The organism is Conyzicola sp., assembly GCF_046714715.1.
Taxonomy (GTDB): domain Bacteria; phylum Actinomycetota; class Actinomycetes; order Actinomycetales; family Microbacteriaceae; genus Conyzicola.
This window is the reverse complement of record NZ_JBKKAD010000105.1, coordinates 20,979-47,739: the sequence shown is the minus strand read 5'-3', so window position 1 is coordinate 47,739 and position 26,761 is coordinate 20,979. Positions and strand designations below refer to the sequence as shown.

The 26,761-nt window shown below is 68.6% G+C and carries 27 protein-coding genes, 1 tRNA gene and 1 pseudogene; 18 read left to right on the top strand and 11 right to left on the bottom strand.

All coding sequences use genetic code 11. From position 1 onward, the window contains the following. Positions 1 to 308: aldo/keto reductase (locus tag ACLQ6X_RS08410; protein ID WP_411699721.1), on the bottom strand; the 308-nt coding region annotated here is incomplete at its 3' end. Between the two features lie 59 nt (positions 309 to 367). On the opposite strand from ACLQ6X_RS08410, the gene ACLQ6X_RS08405 reads away from it, so the two are divergent. The 6 genes from ACLQ6X_RS08405 (at position 368) to ACLQ6X_RS08380 (ending at position 5,430) form a co-directional block, all read left to right on the top strand. Then, positions 368 to 1,126, top strand: a complete 759-nt coding sequence (locus ACLQ6X_RS08405) for a fumarylacetoacetate hydrolase family protein (RefSeq protein WP_411699720.1) — start codon at positions 368 to 370, stop codon at positions 1,124 to 1,126. Then, a complete protein-coding gene (locus tag ACLQ6X_RS08400; protein ID WP_411699719.1) occupies positions 1,123 to 2,343 on the top strand; it encodes an MFS transporter in 1,221 nt (406 codons plus the stop codon). The genes ACLQ6X_RS08405 and ACLQ6X_RS08400 overlap by 4 nt, the downstream gene beginning before the upstream one ends. 12 nt (positions 2,344 to 2,355) lie before the next feature. Then, entirely contained in the window at positions 2,356 to 3,831 is a 1,476-nt protein-coding gene (gene gltX, locus ACLQ6X_RS08395; RefSeq protein WP_411699718.1) for a glutamate--tRNA ligase, read from the top strand. Continuing rightward, positions 3,828 to 4,721, top strand: a complete 894-nt coding sequence (locus ACLQ6X_RS08390; RefSeq protein ID WP_411699717.1) for an NAD(P)/FAD-dependent oxidoreductase — start codon at positions 3,828 to 3,830, stop codon at positions 4,719 to 4,721. Before gltX ends, ACLQ6X_RS08390 begins: the two co-directional genes overlap by 4 nt. 89 nt (positions 4,722 to 4,810) lie before the next feature. Next, positions 4,811 to 4,882, top strand: a tRNA-Gln gene (locus tag ACLQ6X_RS08385). A 125-nt stretch (positions 4,883 to 5,007) separates the two neighbouring features. Further along, positions 5,008 to 5,430, top strand: coding sequence for a BLUF domain-containing protein (locus ACLQ6X_RS08380; RefSeq protein ID WP_411699716.1), 423 nt, complete (start codon positions 5,008 to 5,010; stop codon positions 5,428 to 5,430). 23 nt (positions 5,431 to 5,453) lie between these two features. Here ACLQ6X_RS08380 and ACLQ6X_RS08375 read toward each other — a convergent pair whose 3' ends face one another. Next, complete coding sequence (locus ACLQ6X_RS08375) at positions 5,454 to 6,134, bottom strand: 4a-hydroxytetrahydrobiopterin dehydratase (protein WP_411699715.1); 681 nt, start codon at positions 6,132 to 6,134, stop codon at positions 5,454 to 5,456. A 218-nt stretch (positions 6,135 to 6,352) separates the two neighbouring features. On the opposite strand from ACLQ6X_RS08375, the gene pstS reads away from it, so the two are divergent. From pstS to treS, 3 genes are all read left to right on the top strand, one after another. Next, a complete protein-coding gene (gene pstS / locus ACLQ6X_RS08370) occupies positions 6,353 to 7,969 on the top strand; it encodes a phosphate ABC transporter substrate-binding protein PstS (protein WP_411699714.1) in 1,617 nt (538 codons plus the stop codon). A 69-nt stretch (positions 7,970 to 8,038) separates the two neighbouring features. Next, entirely contained in the window at positions 8,039 to 9,280 is a 1,242-nt protein-coding gene (locus ACLQ6X_RS08365) for a DUF3500 domain-containing protein (RefSeq protein ID WP_411699713.1), read from the top strand. A gap of 150 nt (positions 9,281 to 9,430) precedes the next feature. Further along, on the top strand, positions 9,431 to 11,686 hold the full coding sequence (treS, locus tag ACLQ6X_RS08360) for a maltose alpha-D-glucosyltransferase (RefSeq protein WP_411699723.1): 2,256 nt from the start codon (positions 9,431 to 9,433) through the stop codon (positions 11,684 to 11,686). A 29-nt stretch (positions 11,687 to 11,715) separates the two neighbouring features. Here the strand turns inward: treS and ACLQ6X_RS08355 are convergent, their stop codons facing one another. Continuing rightward, positions 11,716 to 12,510 carry an SDR family NAD(P)-dependent oxidoreductase gene (locus ACLQ6X_RS08355; RefSeq protein ID WP_411699712.1) on the bottom strand — a complete coding sequence of 265 codons (795 nt, stop codon included), beginning with the start codon at positions 12,508 to 12,510 and terminating at the stop codon, positions 11,716 to 11,718. 89 nt (positions 12,511 to 12,599) lie between these two features. On the opposite strand from ACLQ6X_RS08355, the gene ACLQ6X_RS08350 reads away from it, so the two are divergent. The 6 genes from ACLQ6X_RS08350 (at position 12,600) to ACLQ6X_RS08325 (ending at position 16,049) form a co-directional block, all read left to right on the top strand. Further along, positions 12,600 to 12,866, top strand: coding sequence for a hypothetical protein (locus tag ACLQ6X_RS08350; protein ID WP_411699711.1), 267 nt, complete (start codon positions 12,600 to 12,602; stop codon positions 12,864 to 12,866). A 27-nt stretch (positions 12,867 to 12,893) separates the two neighbouring features. After that, positions 12,894 to 13,232 carry a cupin domain-containing protein gene (locus ACLQ6X_RS08345; protein WP_411699710.1) on the top strand — a complete coding sequence of 113 codons (339 nt, stop codon included), beginning with the start codon at positions 12,894 to 12,896 and terminating at the stop codon, positions 13,230 to 13,232. Between the two features lie 57 nt (positions 13,233 to 13,289). Further along, a complete protein-coding gene (locus ACLQ6X_RS08340) occupies positions 13,290 to 13,856 on the top strand; it encodes a hypothetical protein (protein ID WP_411699709.1) in 567 nt (188 codons plus the stop codon). Positions 13,857 to 14,013: 157 nt separating this feature from the next. Further along, the gene (locus ACLQ6X_RS08335; RefSeq protein ID WP_411699708.1) at positions 14,014 to 15,021 is read left to right on the top strand and encodes a hypothetical protein; all 1,008 of its coding nucleotides are present in this window, start codon (positions 14,014 to 14,016) and stop codon (positions 15,019 to 15,021) included. A gap of 22 nt (positions 15,022 to 15,043) precedes the next feature. Next, complete coding sequence (locus tag ACLQ6X_RS08330; RefSeq protein WP_411699707.1) at positions 15,044 to 15,310, top strand: hypothetical protein; 267 nt, start codon at positions 15,044 to 15,046, stop codon at positions 15,308 to 15,310. A 145-nt stretch (positions 15,311 to 15,455) separates the two neighbouring features. Beyond that, entirely contained in the window at positions 15,456 to 16,049 is a 594-nt protein-coding gene (locus tag ACLQ6X_RS08325; RefSeq protein WP_411699706.1) for a dihydrofolate reductase family protein, read from the top strand. 59 nt (positions 16,050 to 16,108) lie between these two features. On the opposite strand, the gene ACLQ6X_RS08320 is transcribed toward ACLQ6X_RS08325, so the two are convergent. The 6 genes and pseudogenes from ACLQ6X_RS08320 to ACLQ6X_RS08295 all read right to left on the bottom strand — a co-directional run bounded on the left by ACLQ6X_RS08320 (position 16,109) and on the right by ACLQ6X_RS08295 (position 21,168). Continuing rightward, on the bottom strand, positions 16,109 to 16,969 hold the full coding sequence (locus ACLQ6X_RS08320; protein ID WP_411699705.1) for a MurR/RpiR family transcriptional regulator: 861 nt from the start codon (positions 16,967 to 16,969) through the stop codon (positions 16,109 to 16,111). Continuing rightward, positions 16,966 to 17,787 (bottom strand): phosphonate ABC transporter, permease protein PhnE, encoded by an 822-nt coding sequence (gene phnE / locus ACLQ6X_RS08315; protein ID WP_411699704.1) that lies wholly within the window; start codon positions 17,785 to 17,787, stop codon positions 16,966 to 16,968. Before phnE (ACLQ6X_RS08315) ends, ACLQ6X_RS08320 begins: the two co-directional genes overlap by 4 nt. Further along, entirely contained in the window at positions 17,784 to 18,614 is an 831-nt protein-coding gene (gene phnE, locus ACLQ6X_RS08310; protein ID WP_411699703.1) for a phosphonate ABC transporter, permease protein PhnE, read from the bottom strand. The genes phnE (ACLQ6X_RS08315) and phnE (ACLQ6X_RS08310) overlap by 4 nt, the downstream gene beginning before the upstream one ends. Then, a pseudogene (gene phnC, locus ACLQ6X_RS08305) lies at positions 18,611 to 19,366 on the bottom strand (phosphonate ABC transporter ATP-binding protein). The gene phnE (ACLQ6X_RS08310) and the pseudogene phnC overlap by 4 nt, the downstream one beginning before the upstream one ends. 73 nt (positions 19,367 to 19,439) lie before the next feature. Then, the gene (locus ACLQ6X_RS08300; protein ID WP_411699702.1) at positions 19,440 to 20,417 is read right to left on the bottom strand and encodes a phosphate/phosphite/phosphonate ABC transporter substrate-binding protein; all 978 of its coding nucleotides are present in this window, start codon (positions 20,415 to 20,417) and stop codon (positions 19,440 to 19,442) included. Next, a complete protein-coding gene (locus ACLQ6X_RS08295; RefSeq protein ID WP_411699701.1) occupies positions 20,407 to 21,168 on the bottom strand; it encodes an HAD family hydrolase in 762 nt (253 codons plus the stop codon). Before ACLQ6X_RS08295 ends, ACLQ6X_RS08300 begins: the two co-directional genes overlap by 11 nt. Before the next feature lie 84 nt (positions 21,169 to 21,252). On the opposite strand from ACLQ6X_RS08295, the gene ACLQ6X_RS08290 reads away from it, so the two are divergent. Then, positions 21,253 to 22,047 (top strand): amino acid deaminase, encoded by a 795-nt coding sequence (locus ACLQ6X_RS08290; RefSeq protein WP_411699700.1) that lies wholly within the window; start codon positions 21,253 to 21,255, stop codon positions 22,045 to 22,047. Positions 22,048 to 22,098: 51 nt separating this feature from the next. Here the strand turns inward: ACLQ6X_RS08290 and ACLQ6X_RS08285 are convergent, their stop codons facing one another. Together ACLQ6X_RS08285 and ACLQ6X_RS08280 are read right to left on the bottom strand one after the other, a co-directional pair. Next, a complete protein-coding gene (locus ACLQ6X_RS08285) occupies positions 22,099 to 23,502 on the bottom strand; it encodes a DUF222 domain-containing protein (protein WP_411699699.1) in 1,404 nt (467 codons plus the stop codon). Between the two features lie 166 nt (positions 23,503 to 23,668). Then, positions 23,669 to 24,304: an MBL fold metallo-hydrolase gene (locus ACLQ6X_RS08280; RefSeq protein ID WP_411699698.1), complete on the bottom strand. Its 636-nt coding sequence runs from the start codon at positions 24,302 to 24,304 to the stop codon at positions 23,669 to 23,671. 69 nt (positions 24,305 to 24,373) lie between these two features. Between ACLQ6X_RS08280 and ACLQ6X_RS08275 the strand changes: the two genes are divergently transcribed. Next, positions 24,374 to 24,655 (top strand): metal-sensitive transcriptional regulator, encoded by a 282-nt coding sequence (locus ACLQ6X_RS08275; protein WP_411699697.1) that lies wholly within the window; start codon positions 24,374 to 24,376, stop codon positions 24,653 to 24,655. Then, positions 24,655 to 26,748: a copper-translocating P-type ATPase gene (locus ACLQ6X_RS08270; protein WP_411699696.1), complete on the top strand. Its 2,094-nt coding sequence runs from the start codon at positions 24,655 to 24,657 to the stop codon at positions 26,746 to 26,748. Before ACLQ6X_RS08275 ends, ACLQ6X_RS08270 begins: the two co-directional genes overlap by 1 nt. The last annotated feature ends 13 nt before the right edge of the window (positions 26,749 to 26,761 follow it).

Genomic DNA, 26,761 nt, shown 5'->3' with positions numbered 1-26,761 from the left:
GACTCGCGGATGTGCTTGCGGCTGAGGCCGGTGTCGTTCGGACCCTTCGGCCCGGTCGGGAAGTAGACCTTCGTGAAGATCTCGAGCGACTGCCGGCGCTGGCCCTTGAGCGCGTCGCCGAGAACCTGCTCCGCGGCGGTGTTGGCGTAGACGTCTGCGGTGTCGAAGGTGGTGATGCCGGCGTCGAGGGCCGCGTGCACGCAGCGCGTCGCCACCTCGTTCTCGACCTGCGACCCGTGGGTCAGCCAGTTTCCGTAGGTGATTTCCGAGACCTTGAGGCCGCTGTTTCCGAGATACCTATGTTCCATAGGTTCCACGCTAACCCCGCGGGGTGGGCGCACCCCTCAGCTTCGCTATGGTTGACAGCGTGAAAATCGCGCGCTTCAGCACTGGTGGGGACCCTCGTTTCGGCATCGTCGACGGCGACGAGATCGTCGTGCTCGAGGGCGACCCGATGTTCAGCGGATTCGACACGACCGAGGAGCGGGTGCCGATCGCCTCCGTGCGGCTGCTCGCGCCGGTCATCCCGCGCTCCAAGGTGATCGCGGTCGAGGGTAACTACCCGGCGAACCCCGACGAGGACACCGACGCGGCGCCTCTGCTCTTCCTCAAGCCGAACACGTCGGTGGTCGGCCCGGGCGACCCCATCCTGCTGCCGGCCGACGCCGGCGCGATCGTGCACGAGGGCGAACTCGTCGTCGTCATCGGCCGCATCGCCAAGAACGTGTCGGCCGACGACGCCGCCGACTTCGTCTTCGGCTACACGGTCGGCAACGACGTCACCGCGATCGACCTCATGGCCGAGACGGGCCAGCAGTCGCGGGCGAAGGGCTTCGACACGTTCGCGCCGATCGGTCCGATCATCGAGACCGAGTTCGACCCGTCGAACGCCACGATCACCACCCGGGTGGAGGGCGAGACCCGCCTGTCCGGCTCCACCGGCGACATGAAGAACACCGTGGCCGAGCTCGTGGCATTCGCTTCGGGCATCTGGACCCTGCTGCCCGGCGACATCATCATGACCGGTTCGCCGGCCGGTGCCGGCGAGATCGCCCCCGGCCAGTTCGTCGAGGTCGGAATCAGCGGCATCGGCACTCTCGGAAACACCACCCGCCCCCGCGCATGACCGTGCTCGACGACTACCGTGCGATCCAACGTCGCTCGGTGTCGTTGCTCGGCGCGGGCCAGGTGCTCGGCGGCCTCGGCCTCGGCGCCGGTCTCTCGCTGGGTGCTCTGATCGCCGCCGACCTCTCCGGTTCGCCGGCGTGGAGCGGAATGGCCGCCACCATGACCACGCTCGGTGCCGCCGCGGCCGCCATCCCGCTCGCCCGCCTCGCCCGGGTGCGGGGCCGCCGCGTCGCGCTCACGGTCGGCGCGCTGATCGCGGCGCTCGGTGCCGTCGCCACGATCTCGAGCGTCGTCGTGGACTCGTTCCCGCTGCTGCTGCTCGCCCTCGCCCTGCTCGGCAGCGGAACGGCCGTCGCCCTGCAGTCCCGGTTCGCCGCCACCGACCTCGCGACCCCGACCCACCGCGCCCGCGATCTGTCGCTCGTGGTCTGGGCGACCTCGGTCGGCGCGGTCGTCGGCCCCAACCTCGTCGGCCCGGGCGAGGTCGTCGGCGCGGCGCTCGGCCTTCCGTCGCTCGCCGGGCCGTTCGTATTCACCGTCGTCGCGCAGATCGCGGCGGCGGCGGTCTACGTGGTGGGGCTGCGTCCCGACCCCCTGCTGCTGCGCCAGGAGCTGGATGCCGCGCCCGCCGCACCCTCGTCGGTGGCGCCCGCGGTCGGCCGGCCGCACCACGCGGTCTTCGCGATCACGGCGGTGGCGCTCAGCCATGCGGTGATGGTCTCGGTGATGGCGATGACCCCGGTGCATCTCGTCGACCACGGATCATCCATCACCATCGTCGGCCTCGTCATCAGCCTGCACATCGCTGGCATGTACGCGCTGTCGCCCGTATTCGGCACGCTCGCCGACCGCGTCGGGCGCGTGCCGGTGATCCTCCTGGGGCAGGTCATCTTCGTCGCGGCGCTGCTCACGGTCGCCCTCGGCGCCGAGAGCCAGACCGGCGTGACCGTCGGGCTCGTCCTGCTCGGGCTCGGCTGGAGCGCGTCGACCGTTGCCGGTTCGGCCCTGCTCGCCGAGTCGGTCACCGCCGACCGTCGCGCGATCACGCAGGGGCGCTCCGACCTGGCGATGAACGGCGCCGGCGCTTTCGGCGGTGCGCTCGCCGGACCGGCCCTCGCGCTGCTCGGCTACCCGGGACTCGCGGTGCTGGCCCTCGCGATCGTGGCCGTGACGGTCTCGCTGGCGATCCGGTTGCGGCTGGTTTCGCGCCGGTAGGATTGGGGCGATATGTCTGCCACTTTCTCCACCGCTGCCGGTGCCGATGTTCGCGTGCGGTTCTGCCCGTCGCCCACCGGCACCCCGCACGTCGGTCTCATCCGAACCGCTCTCTTCAACTGGGCTTACGCGCGCCACACCGGCGGCAAGCTCGTGTTCCGCATCGAGGACACCGATGCCGCACGCGACAGCGAGGAGAGCTACCTGCAGCTGCTCGACGCCATGCGCTGGCTCGGCCTCACCTGGGACGAGGGCGTCGAGACCGGCGGGCCGCACGAACCCTACCGCCAGTCGCAGCGCAGCGACATCTACCTCGGCGTGATCGCGCAGCTCAAGGCCTCCGGCCACCTCTACGAGAGCTTCGCCACCGGCGAGGAGATCGAGGCGCGCAACATCGCCGCCGGCCGCGACCCCAAGCAGGGATACGACAACTTCGAGCGCGACCTCACGCCCGAGCAGATCGCAGAGTTCAAGGCCGAGGGACGCAGCCCGGCGCTGCGCCTTCGCGTGCCCGACACCGACCTCAGCTTCGACGACCTCGTGCGCGGCGAGATCACCTTCCCGGCCGGGTCGTTCACCGACTTCGTGGTCGTGCGCCCCAACGGTGCGCCGCTCTACACGTTCGTCAACCCCGTGGATGACGCGTTGATGGGCATCACGCACGTGCTGCGTGGCGAAGACCTGCTCTCGTCGACGCCGCGTCAGATCGCCCTGTACACCGCGCTCATCGAGATCGGTGTCACCGAGTTCATCCCGCGCTTCGGCCACCTGCCCTACGTGATGGGCGAGAACAACAAGAAGCTCTCGAAGCGCGACCCCGAGTCGAACCTCTTCCACCACCGGGAGCGCGGCTTCGTTCCCGAGGGGCTGCTCAACTACCTCTCGCTGCTCGGCTGGTCGCTCTCGCACGACCGCGATGTCTTCACCTCCGACGAGATGGTCGCCGCGTTCGATGTCGCCGACGTGAACCCGAACCCGGCGCGCTTCGACCTGAAGAAGGCCGAGTCGATCAACGGCGACCACATCCGGCTGCTCGCGGTCGAGGATCTCGCCGCCCGCATCGAGCCCTACCTCGGCAGCCTCGTCGCCAGCGACGAGCACCGCGACCTGCTGCGTCGCGCCACCCCGCTGGTGCAGGAGCGCATGCAGCTTCTCGGCGAGGCGCCGGCGCTGCTCGGCTTCCTCTTCCTCAGCGACGGTGCGATCGTCGTCGACGCCGACGCTATGCCGGGCGACGCCGGCGCCACCGTGCTCGACGCGTCGATCACGGCACTCGAGGCCGTCACCGCCTGGAACCACGAGGCCATCGAGGCCGCCTTGCGCGCCGCCCTCATCGAGGGCCTCGAGCTCAAGCCGCGCATCGCCTTCGGGCCGCTGCGCTCCGCCATCTCGGGCAAGCGCATCAGCCCGCCGCTGTTCGAGTCGATGGAGCTGCTCGGCAAGCAGTCGAGCCTCACCCGTATGAAGAACCTGCGAGCCCGGCTGTGAGCTTCGACCGCGAGGTCGTCGTGATCGGCGCGGGACCGGCCGGACTCAGCGCCGCCCTCAACCTCGCGCGCGCCCGCCGCACCACCCACGTTCTCGACAGCAACCGCCCCCGCAACGCGGCCACGTTTCTCGCCCACGGTTTTGTTACGCGCGACGGCATTCCGCCGCTCGAGCTTCGCCGGCTCGGACGCGAAGAGCTCGAGGCCTATCCCGAGGCGTCGTTCGAGAAGGCCGTGGTCACCTCGGTGACGCGCGAAGCCGACGGGTTCGTTGTGGCGTACGGCGCGACATCCGTCACCGCGCGTGCGATCGTCATCACCACGGGGCTCACCGAGAAGTTCCCGCCGCTGCCCAGCCTGCGCCAGTTCTACGGCACAACAATCCACAGCTGTGTCGAATGCGACGCCTACGAGTACGCCGACCAGCCGATCGCTCTCATCGGCGAGACGGACGACCTCGCCGAGCGCGCCATCCTCATCTCGCAGTGGAGCCGCGACCTCATCGTCTTCACGAACGGCGTCGGTGACGTGACGTCGGAGGAAGAGGCGTCGTTAGCCGAGCGCGGCATCCGAGTCGAGAGACGACAGATTGCGGATGTCACGGGGGACCGTACCGGCCTGACGGGCGTATCCCTCGCCGACGGAGAGACCGTGCCCCGGGTCGCGGCGTTCGTGCGGCCCGTCTACGCGCCCAACCTTGCCTACGTTTCTTCGCTCGGGCTCTCGGCAGACGCGGACGGCTACCTCGTCGTCGACGGCGGCGGACGCACCTCGGTGCCCGGCGTCTACGCGGCCGGCGACTCGACCGCGCCGGGACCGCAGCAGCTGATCGTGGCGGCCGGTGCCGGCGCCAAACTGGCCGCGGCGCTCAACCGCGACCTGCTGGGTTAGCCCTCCACCGAGTCAGGACCGGCTCGGTTTTTACTCTGGCCGGGTATGGGCTAAAGTAGACCGTCGGCCCGAGCTTCGGTTGGGGACTGTGGGGTATGGTGTAATTGGCAACACGGGAGATTCTGATTCTCTTGTTCTTGGTTCGAGTCCAGGTACCCCAGCTTTAGTAAAACGAAAGCCCCGGTCATCCGGGGCTTTTCTGTTTAAGCGACATGTGTCTGCCACGGTATGTGAGTATTGGACGAACCGTCGGCTCGTCGACGGCGCCGATCTCCAGGGGGTCATAGTGCTGTCAGTCGCGTACGTGAGCGTCGCAACCACGCCGATGTCGGCTGAAGACATCGAGGGGATCCTCGCGATCTCACGCCTGAACAACGCGCGCGACGGCATCACCGGCATGCTGCTGTACCACCGCGGCCGTTTCGTGCAGATCGTGGAGGGCGACGACGAGATCGTCCTCAAACGGGTTGCCGCAATCGCCGCAGACCCCCGGCACCGTGACGTGCACACGATGAGGCAGAAGCAGATCTGGGCACGCCAGTTCCCGCAGTGGACGATGGGGTTCCGGGCCGCGGCCGGTGACTCGCTAGAACTGCTCGACGGGTTCGAGGACTTCTTCGCCCGGTCGGGCAGGACCCGACTGGAGCACGCCGACAACGAGGCTCAGCAGTTTCTCGAGTGGCTCGGGGAGTACTGGCTGCCCGCGTGAGCTCGGGCTGAGTCGGCAGGCGGCTATGCGACCCCGAGGACTCCCGTGTTGCCGTCCTGGTCGGCGATCACGGTGAGCGCGGGCGCCTCGCTGTCGTCGACGATGGTGCCGCCCGCGGCAAGCGCAGCGGCGATCCGTTGCTCGACCGCCTCAGGCGCCACATAGATCTCGACGTGGAAACGCTGACCGGGGTTGTCGACGGTCTCGCCGAACCACAGGTTCGGCACGCGCCCCTTCGGGTCGCGGATCTCGTCGCTGGGGGAGCCGTGGCCGTGGGATCCGGCGATTCCAGTCAAGAGGGCGGCCCAGACAGGCGCGATTGTCGCCGAGTGCTCCGTGTCGAGTCCGAGCTCGATGACGCTGACCGACGCTGGGTCGGGTTCGACCGGGTGCTCGGCGGCGATCTCGGAGATTCGTCGCGCGAGGTCGACGTCGCGCTGGGTCACCCATTCGACGATGTGTTCCGTTCCCTCGCCGTCGCGGTAGACGGCGTCGGGGCTGACCAGCTTGAGGTCGACGTACCGAGTGCCGATCGTCACGGTCGGGTGGTGTCCGAGCGCGTCGCCCGCCTCGCCGACCGCGCTCACGAACCGGGCGGCGGTGCCGAAGTCGGCGACCAGGTAGCGCGCATGAAGTCCTTGCGCCAACTTGCGCCAGTCGGTCAACGCAGCCTCGGCGATCTGGTCGCCCGTCAGCATGTCCATGGGGAACGACCTCATCTCAGTCCGGCGGCGGCGCTCGAGGGGAGACAGCGAAAAGTGACTCTCGTGCGAGAGTGCCAACAGTATTTCGGAAAACGGACGGCGCTTCAAGACGTGCGCTCGCCTAGAGAGTGGTTTATTTCTCATTTTGCCGTTGCCCGTTCATGCTCCATTCACGGCTCACCTTTACGGTGATGGATGACACGGGGGAGCGTTCGGCAATGGGGACACGACGCTTGACCGCGCTCAGCGCTGCAATGGGACTCACCCTCGCGGCAGCATTGCTCGGCCCGCTCGGCACGGCTCCTGCCGAGGCCGCAGCGCTCGTGCCGATCACGGGCACCGGGTCGACCTGGGCCCAGAACGCCATCGATCGATGGCGCAGCGGCGTCGCCTCAGGCTCCGGCCAGACCGTCAACTACACCGGATCGGGCTCGCGAAGCGGGCTAGAGGATTTCGCCGCCGGCGCCGTGGACTTCGCCGTGAGCGACCGGACCTTCGATTCCCCGGCAGACGGGGGCTACCCGATAAAGGCGCCAACCACCGCCTTCGGCTCCCTGCCGATCGCGGCGGGCGCGACCTCGCTCGCGTACAACCTGCGCTCGGGAGGCACGCGCATCACCGACCTGCAGCTCAGCGGCGACACCGTGGCGAAGATCTTCACCGGGGTCATCACGGTCTGGAACAACCCGGCGATCCAGGCGGAAAACCCACAGATCGTCTTGCCGGCCCAGTCCATCACTCCCGTCGTGCGTGCCGACGCTTCCGGATCCACGGAGTTGTTCACCCGGTGGATGGCTACCCAGCACGAAGCCGTCTGGGGCGACTACTGCGTGCGTCGGGGCGAAACGGCGAGCTGTGGCGCCGCGTCGCAGTATCCGGTCAGCGGGGCCATGAAGGCGCAGTCCGGCTCACTCGGCGTGGCCGGCTACGTCAGCCAGTCTTACGGCGACGGCTCGATCACCTACGTGGAGAACAGCTACGCCCTGAAGACCGGCCTCGCGACGGCCAAGCTGCTCAATGCCGGCGGCTCCTTCGTCGCGCCGACGGCCGCCGCCGTGGGCATCGCACTCCAGGGTTCGTGGGCCGGTGACGACGGCGTATTCGCCAATCCCGACCCCGGCGCCTACCCGCTGTCGAGCTACTCGTCGATGATCGTGCCGAACGAGATCTCGCCGAACTTCACCACCGAGAAGGGCCGCTCGCTCGGCGAGTTCGCCCGCTACGCCCTGTGCGAGGGTCAGGCGCTCGTCGAAAGTCTCGGTTACGCCCCGCTGCCGGTCAACCTCGTTTCCGAAGGGCTCCACAAGATCCGCATCATCCCGGGAGCCGAATCGGTCGACGTCTCCGACTGCGGTGCCCCGGCTCCTAACGCGATCGGGCTTGCCGTCACGACGATCCCGGCGGTCGACACCCCGCTGAGCATCGAGTTCCCCACCGACGAGCCTGCCGAGTTCGGCCAGCCGGGACTCGTGAACGGGGTCTCGGTGGTTACGGGCGCGCTGCCCGAGATCACGGTGCACGACGGTCGCGTCTCGAGCGAGCAGGGCTGGGATGTCGCCGCCAACCTGACCCCGTTCGTCAGCACGGCCGACGCGAGCCAGGTGATCGGCACCCGACACGTAGGTCTACGCGCGTTCGTCACCCGGTCGACGGCCGTCGGTTCGGCGCCGGGCGTGGCTCAGGTCGCCGGCTCCGCCGTCTACCCGGCCCAGTACGCGTCCGGGAGCGGTGCGGGGGAGACGGTGCTCGGCGGCGAGGTCACCCTCGTCTCGCCGGTGGACAGCCCGGCGGGAACCTACACGGCGAAGCTCACGCTCACGATCACCTCGCGCTGAGCGACGCGCCCGCCGGTTCGCAAAGCCCACGCATAGAGAACGCATAGCGGCCCGTTTTACCGTCGGGCCATGACAACACACACGGACACGAAAATGCGACCGCGCCGATCGAGAATCGTCTGGAGCACCAGCCTTCTCCTGGCGGGAGGGTTGGTGCTGACCGGATGTGCGGCGGCCGCGACCGGCTCCGCGGCATCCGGATCTGCCAGCTCCACCTCTACCATCTCCGCCGCGGCAGACAGCGCCGAAGCCGAGCTCTCCAGCACCACCGCCGAGACGATCGCGAACACCGCCGCGGCGGCCGAAGCGTTTCTGGCGACATTGACCGACGAGCAGCGCGAAACGCTCCAGTACGACTACGACGACGAGACGAAGACCACCTCGTGGTCGAACTTCCCGGTCACCTTCGTCGAGCGAGCCGGCCTCAACCTCGCCGACCTGACCGAAGAACAGCAGACCGCCGCCATGGCCGTTCTCAAGTCGCTGCTCAGCGCGGAAGGCTACGAGACCGTCACGGCCATCATGGGCGGCGACGAGTACCTGCTCGAGACCAGCAGCAGCACCGAGGCCTCGCTCGGCCAGTACTACATCGCGTTCTTCGGCGACCCCTCCGACACCAGCGCGTGGGAGGTGCAGTTCGGTGGGCACCACCTCGGCATCAACGCGACGCTCGACGGCTCCGCCGACGCCATCACGTTCGCTCCCACCCACCTGGGCGTGCAGCCGGCCGTCTACACCGACGCCGACGGCACCGAGGTGCAGGCGTTCTCGGGCATGTACGAGACCGCGTTCGAGTTCTACGACAGCCTCACCGACGCGCAGAAGGCCGACCTCTATCAGGGCGAGGATGTCGCGGCTATGGTGTGTGCGCCGGGCGGCACCTGCGACTACCCGACCGGAACCGGCCTCTCCGGCGCCGACCTGACCGACGAGCAGAAGCGGCTGCTGCTCGACGTCATCGCCAACTGGGTCGGCCTGTCCGACGCGGAGACCACCGCGAAGGCTCTGGCCGAGATCGAGGCGACCCTCGATGAGACCTATATCAACTGGTCGGGTGCAACCGTCTACGACATGACGGAGGGCGACGGCATCTACTTCCAGATCTCCGGGCCGAAGGCGTACATCGAGTTCGCCAGCCAGCAGGGCTCGGCGGGCGCCGACGTCGACGGGGTCGTCACGGCGGGCTGGGGCCACGTGCACACGATCTACCGCGACCCGAGCAACGACTACGCGAACAGCGCCACCCAGCAGGAGGCGTCAGGCATGGGCGGCGGGGGAGCGCCGGGCGGAACCGGCCCCTCCGGCAACTGACGGGTCGCGGGAAGGGCGACGGCAATACCACGCCGAAAGTTAACCCGCCACGACCCGCACCCGGCCGCCACCGCGGCGCGTTGAACTGTACTCTCGTTGAGAGCCGGTGCGGCATGAAAAGGTGGCAATGTGAACGACGAGAATCCCGAACTGACCGGACCGGACACCGAAGAGGAAATCCTCGAGCGGGATGCTTCGGAGATCACCTACGACGAACAGCTCTACCCTGCGCGGCCCCGGCGACTCCGCCCCCGTGCGAACCTGCGCGGCGGCAGCCTGCGTCGCTCGTTCTCCGACCCGCGCTCGGCGAACGGGCTCAACCCCGCCTACATCGAGTGGCTCGTGCGCCAGGCGATGCTCAAGGACGCCGACGTGCTCAGCCGCCAGCTCTCGGGCCAGCCGAGCATGTGGCGCAACCCCTACGCCCGGCCCGACGCCCGCCGCGCCGTCGGCATCTCCGACGTGTGGTTCACCGCCTACCCGATCTCGATCATGACCCGCCCGGGCGAGTCCTTCCTCGCCGCGCTCGCCGAGCCCGAGCTGTGGGAGGCCTTCCAGGCCATCGGCATCAACGGTGTGCACACCGGCCCTGTCAAGCGCGCCGGCGGCATCGTCGGCTGGGGCGAGACCCCCAGCGTCGACGGCCACTTCGACCGCATCAGCACCGAGATCGACCCGGCCTTCGGAGACGAAGAGACGTTCAGGCGCATGACGGATGTCGCGGAGGAACACGACGGCATCATCATCGACGACATCGTCCCCGGCCACACCGGCAAGGGGGCCGACTTCCGCCTCGCCGAGATGGCGTTCAAGGACTACCCCGGCATCTACCACATGGTCGAGATCCCGCCCGAGGAGTGGGGACTCCTCCCCGAGGTTCCCGCGGGCCGCGACTCCGTCAACCTCGACTCGGTGACCGAGGCCGCGCTCGCCGAGCACGGCTACATCATCGGCGAGCTGCAGCGCGTGATCTTCTACCAGCCCGGCGTCAAGGAGACCAACTGGAGCGCGACCGCTCCGGTGATCGGCGTCGACGGGGTCACCCGTCGCTGGGTCTACCTGCACTACTTCAAAGAGGGACAGCCCTCGGTCAACTGGCTCGACCCGACGTTCGCGGGCATGCGCCTGGTGATCGGCGACGCCCTGCACTCGCTCGGCGACCTCGGCACGAGCGCGCTGCGACTCGACGCCAACGGATTCCTCGGCGTCGAGAAGAGCGCGGAAGGTCTCCCGGCCTGGTCGGAGGGGCACCCGCTCTCGCACGCCGCGAACCAGATCATCGCCGGCATGGTGCGCAAGGTCGGCGGTTTCAGCTTCCAGGAACTCAACCTCACCATCGAGGACATCAGGGACACCGGTGTCGTCGGCGCCGACCTCTCGTATGACTTCATCAACCGTCCGGCATACCACCACGCCCTCGCTACCGGCGACACCGAGTTCTTGCGCCTGACGCTGCGCACCTCGCTCGAGCTGGGCGTCGAGCCGGTCAGCCTCGTGCACGGACTGCAGAACCACGACGAGCTCACCTACGAACTCGTGCACTGGGCCACGCTGCACAAAGACGACGTCTACGGCTACAAGAACGGCGAAGTCACCGGCGCCGAGCTCGCCGAGTCGGTGCGCGCCGACCTCACCGCCGCGCTCACCGAGCCGGCGGCCGACTACAACCTCGTGTTCACAACCAACGGAATCGCCTGCACCACGGCGTCGCTCATCGCCGCCACGCGTGGGCACGAGACGCTCGACTCCATCGGAGACGACGACGTCGCGCCCATCCGCGATGCGCACCTCTTGCTCGCCGCGTTCAACTCCTGGCAGCCCGGCGTCTTCGCACTGTCCGGCTGGGACCTGCTCGGCATGCTCACCGTGCCGCGCTCCGAGGTGGCCGACCTGATCGCCGAGGGCGACACCCGGTGGATCGAGCGCGGCGCGCTCGACCTGCTCGGCCAGTCGCCGGAGGCCACGAAGTCTCCGTCGGGCATGCCGCGTGCGCGGTCGCTCTACGGTGCGCTTCCCGAGCAGCTCGCCGAGCCCGACTCGTTCGCCCAGCGGCTGCGTGGCATGCTCGCGGTGCGGGCGAAGTACGGCATCGCCACGGCGACGCAGCTCGACATCCCGAACGTCGCGCGTCCGGGCATGCTCGTGCTCGTGCACGAGTTACTCGACCTCGACGAGAACGGCGTGCCCGTGATGCAGATCACGGCGCTGAACTTCACCGACGAGGCGATCGAGGGCACGATTCACTCGGAGTCGTTGCCGCCGCGTGCGACGGTTGTGGATGCCGCGGACGACACCGAGATCGGCGTCGTCGACGACCTCCGCAGCTTCCCGATCAGCCTCGAGCCCTACGGCGCGCGCTTCCTCATCCTCCGCCGCGAAGAGCCGGAGCCCGAAGAGACCGCCTGATCGCGCTTACGGCGGGCTGCTGGCCCCTCTTACGGCACGATCGAGTCGACGTAGCCGCCGTCCACACGGACGGCGGCTCCCGTCGTCGCGGAGGCGAAGCGCGAGCTGAGGTAGACGACCATGTTGGCGATCTCTTCCGGCTCGATCAGCCGCTGCAACAGCGACTGCGGGCGGTGCTTGACCATGAACTCGTGCTGCGCTTCCTCCCACGGCAGGGCGGAGTCGACGAGCTCGTAGACGAAGTCTTCGACACCCTTGGTGTGCGTCGGTCCGGCGATCACCGAGTTCACCGTCACGCCCGTGCCGGCGGCCTCCTTGGCGTAGCCGCGTGAGACGCCGAGCAGGGCGGTCTTCGAGACGCCGTAGTGCACCATCTCGGCGGGGATCACGATCGCCGAGTCACTCGCGATGTTCAGCACGCGGCCCCACTTCCGCTGCATCATTCCCGGCAGGTAGAGGCGGGTCAGGCGCACCGCCGTGAGCACGTTGACGTCGAAGTAGCGTCGCCACTCGTCGTCGTCGATCTCGAGCACGGGTTTCGCGCCGAAGATGCCGAGGTTGTTCACGAGGATGTCGACGTCGGCAACGAGTTCGACCGCGGTCGCGCTGCCCTCCTGCGTGCTGATGTCGGCGACGAGCGGGATCAGATCCGCCTCGGGCACCGTCGAGCGCACCTCGGCGATGCCGCGCTGCACGCTGGATTCGCTTCGCCCGTTGATCGCCACGCGCGCTCCGGCCGCGGCCAGACCCGTCGCGATGGCGAGTCCGATGCCCTGGGTAGATCCGGTGACGAGCGCCGTTGTGCCTTCGAGATCGATTCGCATAATCCGAGCCTAGGCGCGCTTGGCGTGTCGCGCGCGGGAGTGCGATCATCGATACATTCGAACACCTGTTCGAGTGATTGGAGTTCAGAATGATGCTGCACGATCGCGTCGCGGTGTGGCTCGACGAGCGCGGAGTGCCGCGTCGACTGGTCTACGCCGGAGAGCGGTACCGGGTTTCGGATGCTCCCACGGTCTTACCGGCCGCTCCGATCAACGAGTGGACGATGCATCCGACCACGGGGCTCGGCGGGGGCTGGCGCTTCCAGGCGACCACCATAACGGGCGACTGTCGCGTGTTCGACGTGCGGCTCGACTCCGCGCGCAACGAATGGGTTCTCGTCGGCACTTACGAGTGACGGGCGCCACGCCCTACGATCTGCGCCATGGAGACTATCGATTTCGAGACGTTGACGCGGGTGGCGGGCGGCACGGCCCGGTTCGAGGGCGAGGGGCACGGATCATCCGTATCGTTCTTCGTCGTGCGCAACCAGCCCGGAGACGGCGCCGCCAAGCATCGTCACCCCTACGACGAGACGTTCGTGATCATCGAGGGCGAGATCGAGGTGATCGTCGACGATGAGCTGCGGATGCTCGGGGCCGGCACGATCGCGGTCGTGCCGGCGGGTGCGTGGCACGAGTTCACGAACCGCTCCGACCGTCGGTCGCTGATGGTGAACATCCACGCGTCGTCGCGCATCATCCAGGAGGACTGGGAGGGGTAGGCCGTCACCTCGGGCGCGCACAGCGGGGTCAAATGTGCGCTCGGTACGATTGCGGCAATGACTGAGCGACGCGGGCCCGCTGATCAGCGTGCCGCTCTCACCGCGGCCGCGATCGGCGTCGTCGAGCGCGCGGGAACGTCCGCGGTCACGCTGAGCGAGATCGCCGCCGCCGCTCAGGTCGACGCCGATGCGGCATCCGGTCTCTTCGACTCGGTCGACGACCTGTTGATCGAGGCCGCCCTGCGCATGGCGGCCGACGACCTCCGGCTCGATGCTGTGGCGCGGTCGGCGGGGGCGCCCAGTGCGAGCGCCTATTCGCATCACTTCGCGACGCGGCGTGCGTTCTACCGGGCCGTGCGCGTCGGGTCGGTCGCCGCGAAGCTCGACGCGCGCATGGCCGAGGTCATGGCGCCGCTGATCGCGGTGCAGATCCGCACGCTCGTGGGGGCACGCATTTCCGAGGAGGTACTCGAGCAGCTGACGGCCGACGTGACCCGCGAGTGCTTCGAGGTCACCAACCGCTGGATCGTCGAGAGCGCCGACGACGCGGGACCGGAGAGCCTCTACGTGCGGTTCGAGGCGATCATGCTGCACCGTCTCGAAGAAGTGCGCGACGGGCGATAGCGCTTTCCACGCGATAAACGGCTTTTTCGGGCGGCCCGGGTTATCCACAGGCCGTCCGACTTTCTCGACCGGTTTTCTCCCATTCACACCGCTGCTGCTCCTCCTCGCTTAACGTCTTCCGCGTGCCGGGATTCACCGAAGACAAAGGAGCAGCATTGTGAAAAGTTTGCCAACCGAGGGCTTCCCGGCGCGGGCCTATCCAACCCGGGCGCACGCGAAGAAGACCCTCATATTCGCGGCGATAGCGGCCCTCACGATCACCGCGTCGACACTCACGGCCACCCCGGCACACTCCGCGGGTGTCGGCGCGGGCTCCACGGGTTCGGGCGGCGTCGACGCGGCGGGGGTCGAGCAGATCCTCCGCCAGGCGGGCGCCGTCGCGGATGTCGCGCCCCCGTCGCGCTCGAAGCTGGCGATGCCGGATGACGCGGCCACCGCTCAGGCACCGGCGGTCACGAGCGGCGCCCGTGTCTCGCTCAAGACCGGCCTCACCATCCCGACCGGGTCGAACACCCTCAGCATCACGCCGGTGCCCGTCGCCGGCTCGGCCAAGGCGCTCAGCCCGTCGGGTCTCGCGGTGTACGCGAACACGGCCGACTCCTCGTTCGCCCTCAGCACGTCGAGCACCGGAGGTAACGCGGGCTACGCCGTGATCAGCGGACCGGACGCACCGATCAGCTATCGGTTCGCGTTCATGGTCGACGGCAAGCCTGCCGTGCTCCGACCGGCGGAGGGCGGCGGAATCGACGTTCTCAGCGCCGGCGGAACACTCGTCAACTCCGTCGTTCCCGCCTGGGCCAAGGATGCGACGGGCGCCGCGGTGCCCACGTCATACTCGGTGGCCGGCAACATCCTCACGCAGAACGTCGCGCACGCCGGAGCCGCCTATCCCGTGATCGCCGACCCCCGGGTGCGGTGCGACCGGCTGTGGTGCACGCTCGAGCTGACCCGCGGCGAGACGGCGGCACTCGCGGCCCGGGTGCTCAACGTGGGTGGGGCGTGTGCCATTCTCGGCGGAGGTGCGCCGGTGTGCGCCGCGGTTCTCGCCGGGGCCTGGGCACAGGCCAGCCTCGCTCTGGGAAGCGGGCAGTGCATCGGGTTCCGCGTGTGGAAGGCGAACTTCGTCTCCTACCCGCATCTCGCCTATATCAGGTGCTATGCCTAGCGTGGGCACGAGGGAGGAAACGGTGGTCACGCAGCGCAGCGCCCTCTGGGAGGCGACCCACACCGGGCTGTTCGCGTCGGTGTACTGGGCGGTGTGGGGAATCGCGGTCGGGCTGGCCGTCGCCGCGTTCGCGTGGGGCACGACCGAGCACCGCATGGTGACCGGCTACATCGTGATGGGCGTGGTCGTCGCGCAGATCGTGGCGAGCCGGCTCGTCGCGCGGCGTATCCAGCGTCGTCGTGATGCCGAGCGTGGTGGCGACACCGAGCGCGGTCGGTCGTCCGGGTAAGTTCGAGGCACAACGACGGCCTCTCCTCCCGCGACGGGAGGGGAGGCCGTCGTCGTCGGTGTGGGAGGCCGCTCCAGCCCGACCCCGTTGACCGCCCACCTCGTCGGCTCCTACATTGGACGGCACACGAGCCGGAGGTGCGCCCATGGGCACGGTCTATTCAGCAGCGTCGATGTCGCTCGATGGCTTCATCGCCGGTGACGACAACGATCCCGGTGCAGTCTTCGACTGGTATCAGGCAGGTGACATCGAGATCGCCACGGCGACGCCCGATGTCACCTTCCACGTCACCCCGCACTCCGCGGAGTACCTGCGAGACCTCGTTGCCCGTCTCGGCGCGCTGGTCGTCGGACGTCGCCTGTTCGACGTCACCGACGGCTGGACGGGGCGGCACCCCTACGACGTTCCGGTCGTCGTGCTGACCCACCAGCCGCCCACCGACTGGCACTACCCGGGGGCGAAGAACTTCCACTTCGTCACCGACGGCATCGAGGCCGCCGTGCGGGTGGCGCGCACGATCGCCGGCGACCTCGACGTGGCCGTCGCCGCCGGGGAGATCGGAACGCAGGCGCTCGAGGCCGGGCTGCTCGACGAGGTGCGGGTCGATCTCGCCCCCGTCGTGCTCGGGGCGGGGCGCCCCTACTTCACCGGCGGTCGGACGCGAGTGCTGGGCGACCCGACGTCGCTCATCCAGACCGCGCGCGTGACGCATCTGACGTATCCGGTGCCGCGGGCGTGACCCCGGCCGGTCGGTTCGGCCGCCCGGATCGCCCCACCCGATCAGCGGCGGCGCGCCCCCTACTCGCTGAGGTTGTCGCTCAGGATCGACAGCACCGTCGAGCGTGCGGTGCGCGACGCGTCGCCGAGCCGGGTGCCCACCACTTCGACGAGCGACTCGAGCAGGATCACGTGCGGCACCCGCGAGGTGTGCTCGAGCTCGTGCCGGAATGACCCCGTCGCGGGGGCTACCACCAGCGCGACATCCGCAATGCTCACGAGCGGTGAGCTCGCGAATGACGTGACCACGATCAGTTTCGCGCCGGCCGCGCGAACGGCCCGCGCCGAGCGCAGGCTCGACTCGTTGGCGCCGCTGCCGCTGATCACCACGGCGGTGTCGTCGGCGGTCAGCTGACGCGCGGCGATCTGCTGGCCGATCGGGTCGCCGACGAATTCGGTGGGGCGCCCGATGGCGGTGAGGCGCATCGAGAGGTCGCTCGCGAGCGGCGACGAGAGTCCGGTGGCGAGGGCGAGCAGCCGGCGGGCGCCGACGATGAGCGCGACGGCGCTCTCGACGCTCTCTTCGGTGAGCACGCTCGCCACTTGGGGGAGCGACGCCGCGAGGGCGTCGATATCGGCCCGGATGCGCCCCAACGCGCTCGTTCCGTAGTCGTCGACGCGCTGGCCGGCCTGCGCCAGCTCGCGGGTGAGGGCGACCCGCAGTTGTGGGTAGCCGCGGTAGCCGAGGCTCTGGCAGGCGCGCACCACCGTCGACCGTGCGACGCCGGCGCGGTCGGCGAGTTCCTGTGCCGTGCTCTCCATCGCGCCCTCGGTGTCGCCCAGGATGAGTTCGACCACGCGGCGTTCGCTCGGCAGCAGCGCGTTGATCACCGTCGCGATGCGGGTCGTCGGCGCGACATCCTCACTTCCGGTCCAGCTCATTTCGCGCGCGCTCCCTCGGTGATCCGGCGACGGATGGCGCCGGAGACGGCGTCGATCGACATGGTCACGACGACCACGACGATGAGCAGCATGCCCACCGTCGACCACTCACGGTACTGAGTGTAGGAGGTGAGCATGTCGCCGATGCCCCCGACACCGATGAGGCCGAGCACCGCGGACGAGCGCACGTTGATCTCGAAGCGGTAGAGCCAGAACGACAGGAACTCGGGGGTGGCCGACGGCCAGACTCCCCAGCGCAGAACCTGGGCCGTCGAACCGCCGGATGCCCGTACCGCCTCGATCGGACCGGCCGGCACGCCCTCGATCGACTCGTAGCCCCACTTGCCGAGCGTTCCGATGCCGTTGATGGCGAGGGCGAGCGCCCCGGTCAGCGGCGTCAGGCCGGTCACCGACAGGATGACGATCGCGATGATGATCTCGGGAACCGCCCGGATCACCGAGAACAGGCCGCGCAACGCCCAGCGCACCGGCGCCGGACCGAAGCCGCGGGCGGCCAGCAAGCTCAGCGGTGTCGCGATCAGGATGCCGAGCACGGTTCCGATCCACGCCATCGCGACGGATTTCCAGGTCTGGGCGAGCGCCTCGGGCAGCTTCTCCCAGGTGGGGTTCGAGAACATCAGCCACAGGTAGCGCACGATCTCGGCCGGCAGGTCGATGAGGCGCGACCACGTGACATCCACAGACCAGAACGACGCGACCACGACGGCCGTCACGATCAGGGTCGCGACCGCCAGTATGCGGTTTCGCGGTTTCGGCGGCGCGACGACGCGGGGCCTCGGCGGGGCGGTGACGCTCATACGAGTCGCTTCCGGATGGCGCTCGACAGCACGTCGATGACGACGACGATGACGAGGATTTCGAGAATGATGAGGGAGAGCTGGTCGTAGCGGTAGTAAGTGCGCACCGCGTCGATGAGCAGGCCGAGGCCGCCGGCGCCGACGAGCCCGAGAACGGTCGACGCACGCACGTTCAGCTCGAACACATACAGCGTCTGGTTGATGAAGCTCGGCCACACGTCGGGCAGCGCGATGGCGCGGTTGACCTGCAGTTGCGAACCGCCGGCGGCGCGGCCGGCCTCGAGCGGACCGGCGTCGTTCGACTCGATCGACTCGGAGACGAGCTTCACGATGATGCCCACGTTGAAGAGCACGAGCGCGATGATGCCGGGGAGCGCGCCGACGCCGACCATCGCGACGAGAACGGACGCGTAGAGCAGGTCGGGCACGGACCGCACGATATTGAGCGCGGTGCGCAGGATGCCGCGGCTCACGGCGTTCGGATTCGTGAGTTTCGCCGCCCACAGGCTCAGGGGCAGCGACACGACGGCGCCGACCGCAGTGGCGATAACTGCCATCTGCAGCGTTTCCAGTAATGGCGCGATCGTGCGGGGCCAGAACGCCCAGTCGGGCTGCAGCAGTTGCACGATCTTCTCGGCGCCGTTCTGCCAGTTTCGCGCGATCGCGTCGAACGAGACGGCGACGCCCCACTGCGGGCTCGCCGTGATGGCGGTGATGGCGGCGACCACCGCGAGGGCGGCCCACGGCTTCCAACGTCCGCCGGGGCGGGCGGGAATCTGCAGGTCGCCCGCGTGCTTCTGTGCGCCCGCGTGCTTCTGCGCGCTCACGGGCCGAGCACGTCTTCCGCCTCGATCGAGCGGCCGTAGATGCGTTCGAAGTCGGCGTCGGTGGCGGTCGCGGCGGGTCCGTCGTAGACGACTTCGCCGGCACGCAGGCCGATCATGCGGGTGCCGTAGGTGCGCGCGAGGTCGACGAGGTGCAGGTTGGTGAGCACGGTGATGCCGAGCTCCTCGTTGATGCGGCGCAGGTCGCGCATCACCGCGTGGGCGGTGGGCGGGTCGAGGCTCGCGACGGGTTCGTCGGCGAGCACGAGGCGCGGCTGCTGGGAGAGGGCGCGGGCGATGGCGACTCGCTGCTGCTGGCCGCCGGAGAGTGAGGACGCGCGGTCCCAGGCCTTGGCGAGGATTCCGACCCGTTCGAGTGCCTCGAAGGCGATCTGTTTGTCGTCCGCGGTGTACGCGCCGAGGAGGGTGCGCCACAGCGGGGTGTGGGCGAGGCGCCCGACGAGCACGTTGTTCAGCACGCTCGTGCGTCCGGCGAGGTTGAAGCCCTGGAAGATCATGCCGATCTCGCCGCGCAGCGTGCGCAGTGACCGGCCGCGGGCGGTCTCGAGCGTGTGGTCGCCGACCGTCAGGCTGCCGCTCGTGATCGGTACCAGCCCGTTGATAGTGCGGATCATGCTCGACTTGCCCGACCCGGACAGGCCGACCACCGAGACCATCTAGCCGGCCTCGATGTCGAGCGTGACACCATTGAGCGCGACGACGCCGTTGGGGTACCGAACCGTCACGTCGCGCATGCGGATCGCCCACGGCGCGGAGGCCGGAACCGTGGTTCCGACCTCCGCGCTGTCTCGTGAATGGAGCGTCAAGTTACTTCAGGCCCAGCTTCTCGGCGGCACGCGCGACGACATCCAGCGACTCGGGGTCGGCGGGAGCGAGCTTGGTGATGGAGTAGATCTCGGTGAGCACGGCCGAGCCCTCCTCGGTGTTCGAGTAGTCCTCGAGCGCCTTGGTGATCCGGTCCTGCAGCTTGGGGGAGAGGTCGGCCGACAGCGCGACGCCGTCGTTCGGGATCTCCTCGGAAAGGGCGAACACCACGACCTTCTGGCCGACGTCCGGAACATCCTTCGACACGATGTCGCGCGCATCCCAGAAGCTGAAGCCCACCTCGGCGTCGCCGTTGTAGACGGCGAGCACGCTCGCGTCGTTCGCGGTCACGGGCAGCTGCTCGATGTCGGTATCGGTGTCGATGCCGGCCTCCTGCAGCGCGAGGATCGGGTAGATGTAGCCGGCGGGCGAGCCGGGGCCGAGCATCGCGACCTTCACGCCGTCGGTGATCTTGTCAATCGAGTCGAGGCCGGCCGGGCCCGCGAGGGCGTCGGCGCCGTTGCAGAACAGCTTGCCGTCGCGCTCGACGGGCTCGTCGTCGCAGTACTTGTCGGGGTTGTTGGTCATGAACTGTGCCGGGTAGGTGATGTTGCCGTTGCGCTCGGTCTGCAGCACGACGGACGCGTCGTACATGTCGCTCGCCTGCCACAGCTGCAGCGACGGCAGGAAGCCGATCTGCGCCTGGCCGGCGCCCATCGCCTCGACCGACGCCTGGTAGTCCTTGGAAACGACGCCGGTCACGTCGATGCCGAGTTCCTCGGTGAGGTAGTCGGTGAGCGGCGTCGCGGTGTCGACGAGTGCGCCCTGGTCCTGCGAGGGAACGAGCGCGAGAACGAGCGACGTGGGGTCTTCGACGGGGGCGTCGGACTCTGCGGTCGCGGCGGGCGCGCATCCCGCCAGCGAGAGGGCGGCGACCGCGGCGAGCGAGCCGGTGACGAGGAGGCGCTTTCTAGAGAACACTGGTTGGGCCTTTCATGGTGGTTGTGGTTGCAGTGGTGGTGCGGTCTGTGTCGGACGGGTTGGATTCGAGCCAGGCGGCGATCACCGGGTAGAGCTCGTGCAGGTGGTCGGCGCGGTAAGTGGGAGTGGCGGCGGTGTCGGGCGAGCCGACGAGTGCGGTCAGGGCGCCGCGAGCGGACGCGGGGGCGAGGTCGTTGACCCAGACGTCGCCGACGCTCAGCAGTTCGCCGCGCGGCAGCCAGTCGTCGAGTACTTGGTCGAGGCCGCCGGGTTTGCCGACCGAGGTGTAGACCGCGTCGAACAGGCCGGTCAGGCCGAGCTCCCCGATCGCCTCGGGAACCCGGATATCGGGGGCGTTGGTCGCGAGCACGATCGACGCGTAGTCGCGGGCGAAGCGCAGGAACTCGGGCAGGCCCCGCGGCGCGGTGATGGGGGAGTCGGCGGTAGCCAACCGGGTGCGGCTCGCCAGGTAGGCGTCGCTCAGGGTCGCGGGGTCGATGCCGTGCTCGGCCGAGAGCAGGCGCACGAGGTCGTAGCCGTCGATCGCTTCGGTTCCCGCGAGTTGGCCGCTCGGCGCGTGGTCGAGTGCCAGGTCGACGGCGGCGAGGAACGTCGCCGCTTCTTCGGAGCCGAGGACAGCGGATGCGGCCCGCGCATAGGCGCGCACGGGGCCGTGCCCGAGTGACACGGTTCCGTCGAAGTCGAACACGATCGTTCGTTCGCGGGCTGGGGTGAGGGGCGGCGTGGTCATTGCGTCCATAGTAGGCAGCGGCTATGGACGGAAAGGCCGCCAGCGTGTGAACATCGCGTTAACGTGCGCGCCTACGATGAACCGGTGACCACTCCCACCCGCGCCGCCGCGCTCGCCGACCTCGATTCCGCCGTGATCCCCGATTGGATGGCAGCGCAGATAGTCGCGGATGCCGCGGCCGGCCGTTTCGCCCGCTGGGGACGTTCCACCGTCGTCGACGAGGGCGCCGGCGCGCCGGTTCTATCGCGGGAACTCTTCGACGAACTACACGAGATCGCCGGGCTGCACGGCGCCGATATCGCGTGGCCGGTCGGCAACGCGGGTCTGCTGCACGTCTACGGGTATCTCCTGTCGACCGCTGAGACTCCGTTCGGACGTAAGCGCGACCGCTGGGTCGACGGCGGGGTCGCCCGAGCCTTCGGCCTGCCGGCCGATGCCTTCGCCCCGTGGTTCGAGACCCCGTCGGCCGCGGACTCCACACCCCTCGAACGCATTCTCGCGCTCGCCGAACCCTTCGTAGCCGACCCGGCCGACGGCGACTTCACCGTGCTGTGGATCGACGAGACCGGCGAGAGCGGGGCGGATGCCACCGATCCCGATGCCAATGCCGCCGCCGGGGAGGCGATCGCCAGCGTAATCACCCTCGCCCGCACCGTGGTCATCAGCGATGACGATTCGGGGGCGACCGCGCTGCTGTACGCCGTGGGGCCGGTCGACGCGCCCCTGCTGGTGACGCTGTTTCCGCTTCAGGGTTTCGACGCGGGCTGGCTCGAGCGCGCAGTGGCCGGTCAGCCGCGCCTGCGGTACAACGCGGTGGACGAGCGGAACGTGGCATCCGCCCCTCTCGTCGACCGCGAAGTGATGCTGCGTAACTTCTAACCGCTCACGCCGACCCGCCTTGCGAGCCCGCCGCCCCGCCTCCCCAACCCGTCACCCCGCCTTCTTGCGCCGCACCTGCACGGCTTCTATCCGCGACTTTCCGACCGGTCGCCATCTCTGCGCCGGGTCCATCGCCGGGGTGAGCAGCATGTGCGGACGGGCGTCGATCATGCGGATCTGGAGACCCGATCTGTGCAGTTTGTGGTGGTGGTACCGGCAGAGCAGCACCCCGTTGTCGATGTCGGTCGGGCCGCCGGCGGCATGCGGGTGAACGTGGTGGCCTTCGGCCCAGGCCGCCGGAGCGCCGCAACCGGGCCAAACACAGCCGCCGTCGCGCACGGCGAGAGCACGCATCTGGGCGGCGGAGAAATAGCGCTTGTGCTTGCCGAGATAGAGCGGCTCACCGTTCTTGCCGATGATGATCTTGGCGAGTCCCTTCGCGCAGACCATCTCGGCGGTCGTTGCGGCGGAAATCGGTTCGGTGACGTCGTCGATCCAGGCGACACCGGTGCCGGATTCGAGGTCGTCCATGGTGATCACCGCGGTGACCTGGGCGAGGTCGCGCATCTCGCCCGTCTTCGTTCCGGTAGACCGGAGTCCGGCGGTGACGATGCCCTGGAGCACGTCGTCGTTGCGTTGGTCACGCGTGCGTGGATCGGTGACGCCCTCGATCACCTCGCCGTCATCGGACTCGACGATGCTGAGACCCGCCTGCCGGTCGGCCTCGGAAAGGAAGCGCGGCTCGACGCCCGGCTTATTCGCGTTGTTAAGCGCGGCACGCAGCAGACCGGCGAAGTAGGGATCGGCGACCCCGGTGAAAGGGGTGAGGCCGTTCTCGTTCTCGCGACCGAGCCGGAACGAGCGCAACCGCTGGATGCGTTCGTCGCGCGGCTCGGCTCCATCGGCGTCGAGAGCCTCACGCCACGCCCGCGCCTGCACGGCGATGAGGCCGGCGCCGTCGTGGGCCGCCGCGGCAACCAGCTCGGCCTCGGCGAGCTCGAGGTCTTCGGCGGTCGCATGCGGCGAGGCCTGGTCGAGGCAACGGATGATGATGCTCGCCGCGTCGACTCCGATCTCGCCCTGTTGAAGCGCCACGGCGACCCGCGGGTGCTTGGGCGGCAGCTCGTCGCCGACGAGACTGGTGGTGGCGATCGTCGCTCTTCCGAGGCGCACCCGACGCGCCGCTTCTGCCGGAGAAACGCGGGTGAGAAACTCGAGCAGCTGAGCGCCGGTTCGGAAACCGTACCTATCGGACAACCCGTCGAGCCGACTGGCCGATCGCTCGTCGAGCTCGGCCGCGGCCTGCGTTCGCAGTGCATCGACAAAGCGCCCCGCTCGCTCGAGTTCGACCGTGAACGCGACGAGATCGTCGTCGGTCACGGCGGCAGCAGTCACTACCGCGAGAGCGGCGAGCTGGTCGCCGATCTGCGTGATCGTCTGGGTCGGTTCGTTCATGTCAGTAGTGTCACCGGGGCCACTGACATTGCATAAAAAGCAGGTCAAACGCGCTTTTCACTGTGGATAACGACGCGACGAGTAGGGCTGTGGAGGACAGGAGACGGAGAAACCGGATGCCACGGGAGCGACCGGCCCCGCGGCATCCGCAGCTCGTGAAAATCCGTTACAGGTCGAGCGACTGCCCCGGCTCGAGCGCGAAGAACTCGCCGCCGTTCGCGACCGTGACGGCCTCGATGCGGTCGTTGGCCATGTTGCTTCCGATCACCGAGAGCACCATCTGGTGGGTCGGGAACGAGCGCTTGGGCTTCACCGCGGCCACGTAGTCGATGGCCTCGCCGATCTTGAGCCAGGGGGCGCCGGCGGGAACCGCGAGTACGTCGACCTCGACGGACGGAACGGTGAACGAGTCGCCCGGGTAGAAGAGGGCGCCGTCGACCAGCACGCCGACGTTGTCGATCGTCGGCAGCGAGGAATGGATGACGGCGTGCTTCTCGCCGAAGAAGCGCAGCGCGAATCCGCCCGCCGCGATCTCGTCGCCGTCGCGAACGACGATCACGGGGTAGGCCGACGCTGCGACGGCGACGCCCTGCGGGCCGTAGATCTTCGCGCCCGGGTTCATTTCGAGGATGCGGTCGAGCTGCTCCGGAGTCCAGTGGTCGGGGTGCTCGTGCGTGATGACGATGGCGACCACGTGGCGCACCTCGGTGAGCGGCAGGGTGAACGCACCCGGGTCGATGACGAGCGTCTCGTTGGCTTTTTCGAGAACGAGGGTGGCGTGTTCGTGCTTGGTCAGCTTCATAAATCCGAGAGTAAGCCCGGGTGTGCGGGATCGTTGTATTGAATACCCCCCGGGGGTATACTCCTTGACATGATCGCCGATATCAAGAAGCGCGCGCTGCACCGCAGCAAGATCCTCGAGGGGCAGATGCGCGGCCTCGAGAAAATGATCGACAACGAGGACTACTGCATGGACATCATCACGCAGTCGCTCGCCATCCAGAAGAGCCTCCGCAGCCTGAACAAGCTGCTCGTCGAGAACCACCTGCGCACGCACGTGACCGACATGTTCGCCGCCGGGGGAGAGCAGCAACAGCTCGCCGTCGACGAACTGCTCAAGGTCTACGAACTCAACAACAACCGGGGAGAATAATGACCCACGATCACGGGGTCTCGACAGGCTCAACCCACGAAACCCACGAAAACCACCACGACCACGGCGCTTCGACAGGCTCAGCGACCGATCAGCACGCGGGCCACGAAGGCCACGGCGACCACTCGCACCACGACCCGGCGCAGTTCCGCCGCAAGTTCTGGCTGAGCCTGGTGCTCACCATCCCCACGCTCGTCTTCTCGCAGGGCCTGCAGGACATCCTCGGCCTCGACGGTCCGCGCTTCCCCGGCAGCGAGTTCATCCCGGCGGTCTTCGCCGTCATCATCTTCTTCTACGGCGGACTCGTCTTCCTGCGCGGCGGCATCCAGGAGCTGCGCGCGAAGCAGCCCGGCATGATGACCCTCATCTCGCTCGCCATCGTAGTGGCCCTGGTCTACAGCGTCGCGGTGCTGCTCGGCTTCCCTGGCATGGACTTCTGGTGGGAGCTCGCAACCCTCATCACCATCATGCTGCTGGGTCACTGGGTCGAGATGAGCGCCATCATGGGCGCGCAGAACGCGCTCGGCGAGTTGGCGAAGTTGATTCCGGATGAAGCGGACGTGGTGCACGGCGAGCACGTCATGGCCGTCCCCGTCGCCTCACTCAGCGTCGGCGACACCGTGCTGGTGCGACCCGGCGCCGCGGTACCGGTCGACGGCGAGGTGAGCGACGGCGCATCCGAGGTGAACGAATCCCTGCTCACCGGCGAATCCAACGCGGTGAAGAAGGCCGCGGGCGACGGTGTCATCGCGGGCAGCATCAACGGCTCGGGCGCGCTGCGCGTGCGTGTGACCAAGACGGGTGACGACACCGCGATCGCCGGCGTGATGAAGCTCGTCGCCGACGCGCAGGCCAGCAAGTCGGGAGCGCAGGTGCTCGCCGACCGCGCCGCCGCACTCCTCTTTTATATAGCGGTCGCAGCCGCGGTGATCACCCTCGTGGTGTGGTCGCTCGTGACGCCCGACGATCCCGCGTTCGTGATCGAACGCGTGGTCACCGTGTTGATCATCGCCTGCCCGCACGCGCTGGGTCTCGCGATCCCGCTCGTGGCGCAGCTGTCCACGGCCATCGGAGCGAAGAAGGGGTTGCTGGTGCGGTCCCGCGCCGCACTCGAGGACGCCCGCAACATCCAGGTGGTGCTGTTCGACAAGACGGGAACCCTCACCGAGGGCAAGCAGGGCGTGGCGAACGTCGTTGCGGCCGCCGGGCTCGACAGCGCCGTGGTGCTGGCGCTGGCGGCATCCGTCGAGGCGGACTCCGAACACCCGATCGCCCGCGCCATCGTGACGGCGGCCGGCGCGGCCGACGCAGGGCCTCGCGACGCGAACCGCGCGACCGACTTCGAGTCGCTCTCGGGGCGGGGCGCATCCGCGACCGTCGGCTCCCGCCGCATCACGGTCGCGAGCCCGCGCGTCGTCAGCGAACGCGGGCTGACCCTCCCGCCCGAGCTCGAGGCGGCCGGCCGCGAGTCGAACGCGCAGGGAAAGACCGTCGTCTACGTGCTCGACGAGACGAGCGTGCTCGGACTCGTGGCGCTCGCCGACGTGATCCGCCCCGAGTCGGCCGAGGCGGTCGCCGAACTGCAGAAGAGCGGAGTGCGCGTCGCAATGCTCACCGGCGACTCGCGCGAGGTCGGCGACTGGGTCGCTGCCCAGCTCGGCATCACCGAGGTGTTCGCCGAGGTGCTGCCCGGCCAGAAGGCGGACGTGGTGTCGGGCCTGCAGAAGGACGGCACGCGCGTGGCCATGGTCGGCGACGGCGTGAACGACGCCCCCGCGCTCGCTCAGGCGGACGTCGGCATCGCGATCGGGGCGGGCACGGATGTCGCGATCGAATCGGCCGGCATCGTGCTGGCCTCGAGCGATCCGCGAGGTGTGGCCGCCGCGTTCCGTCTCTCGAAGGCGACGTATCGCAAGATGCAGCAGAACCTCTGGTGGGGTGCCGGATACAACGTCATCGGCATCCCGCTCGCGGCCGGAGCGCTGTACGGCGCCGGGATTCTGCTCTCGCCGGCCGTCGGTGCGGTCTTCATGTCGGTGTCGACGATCGTGGTGGCCCTGAACGCGCAGCTGCTGCGGCGGGTGAAGCTGTAGCGGGCGCCGTTAA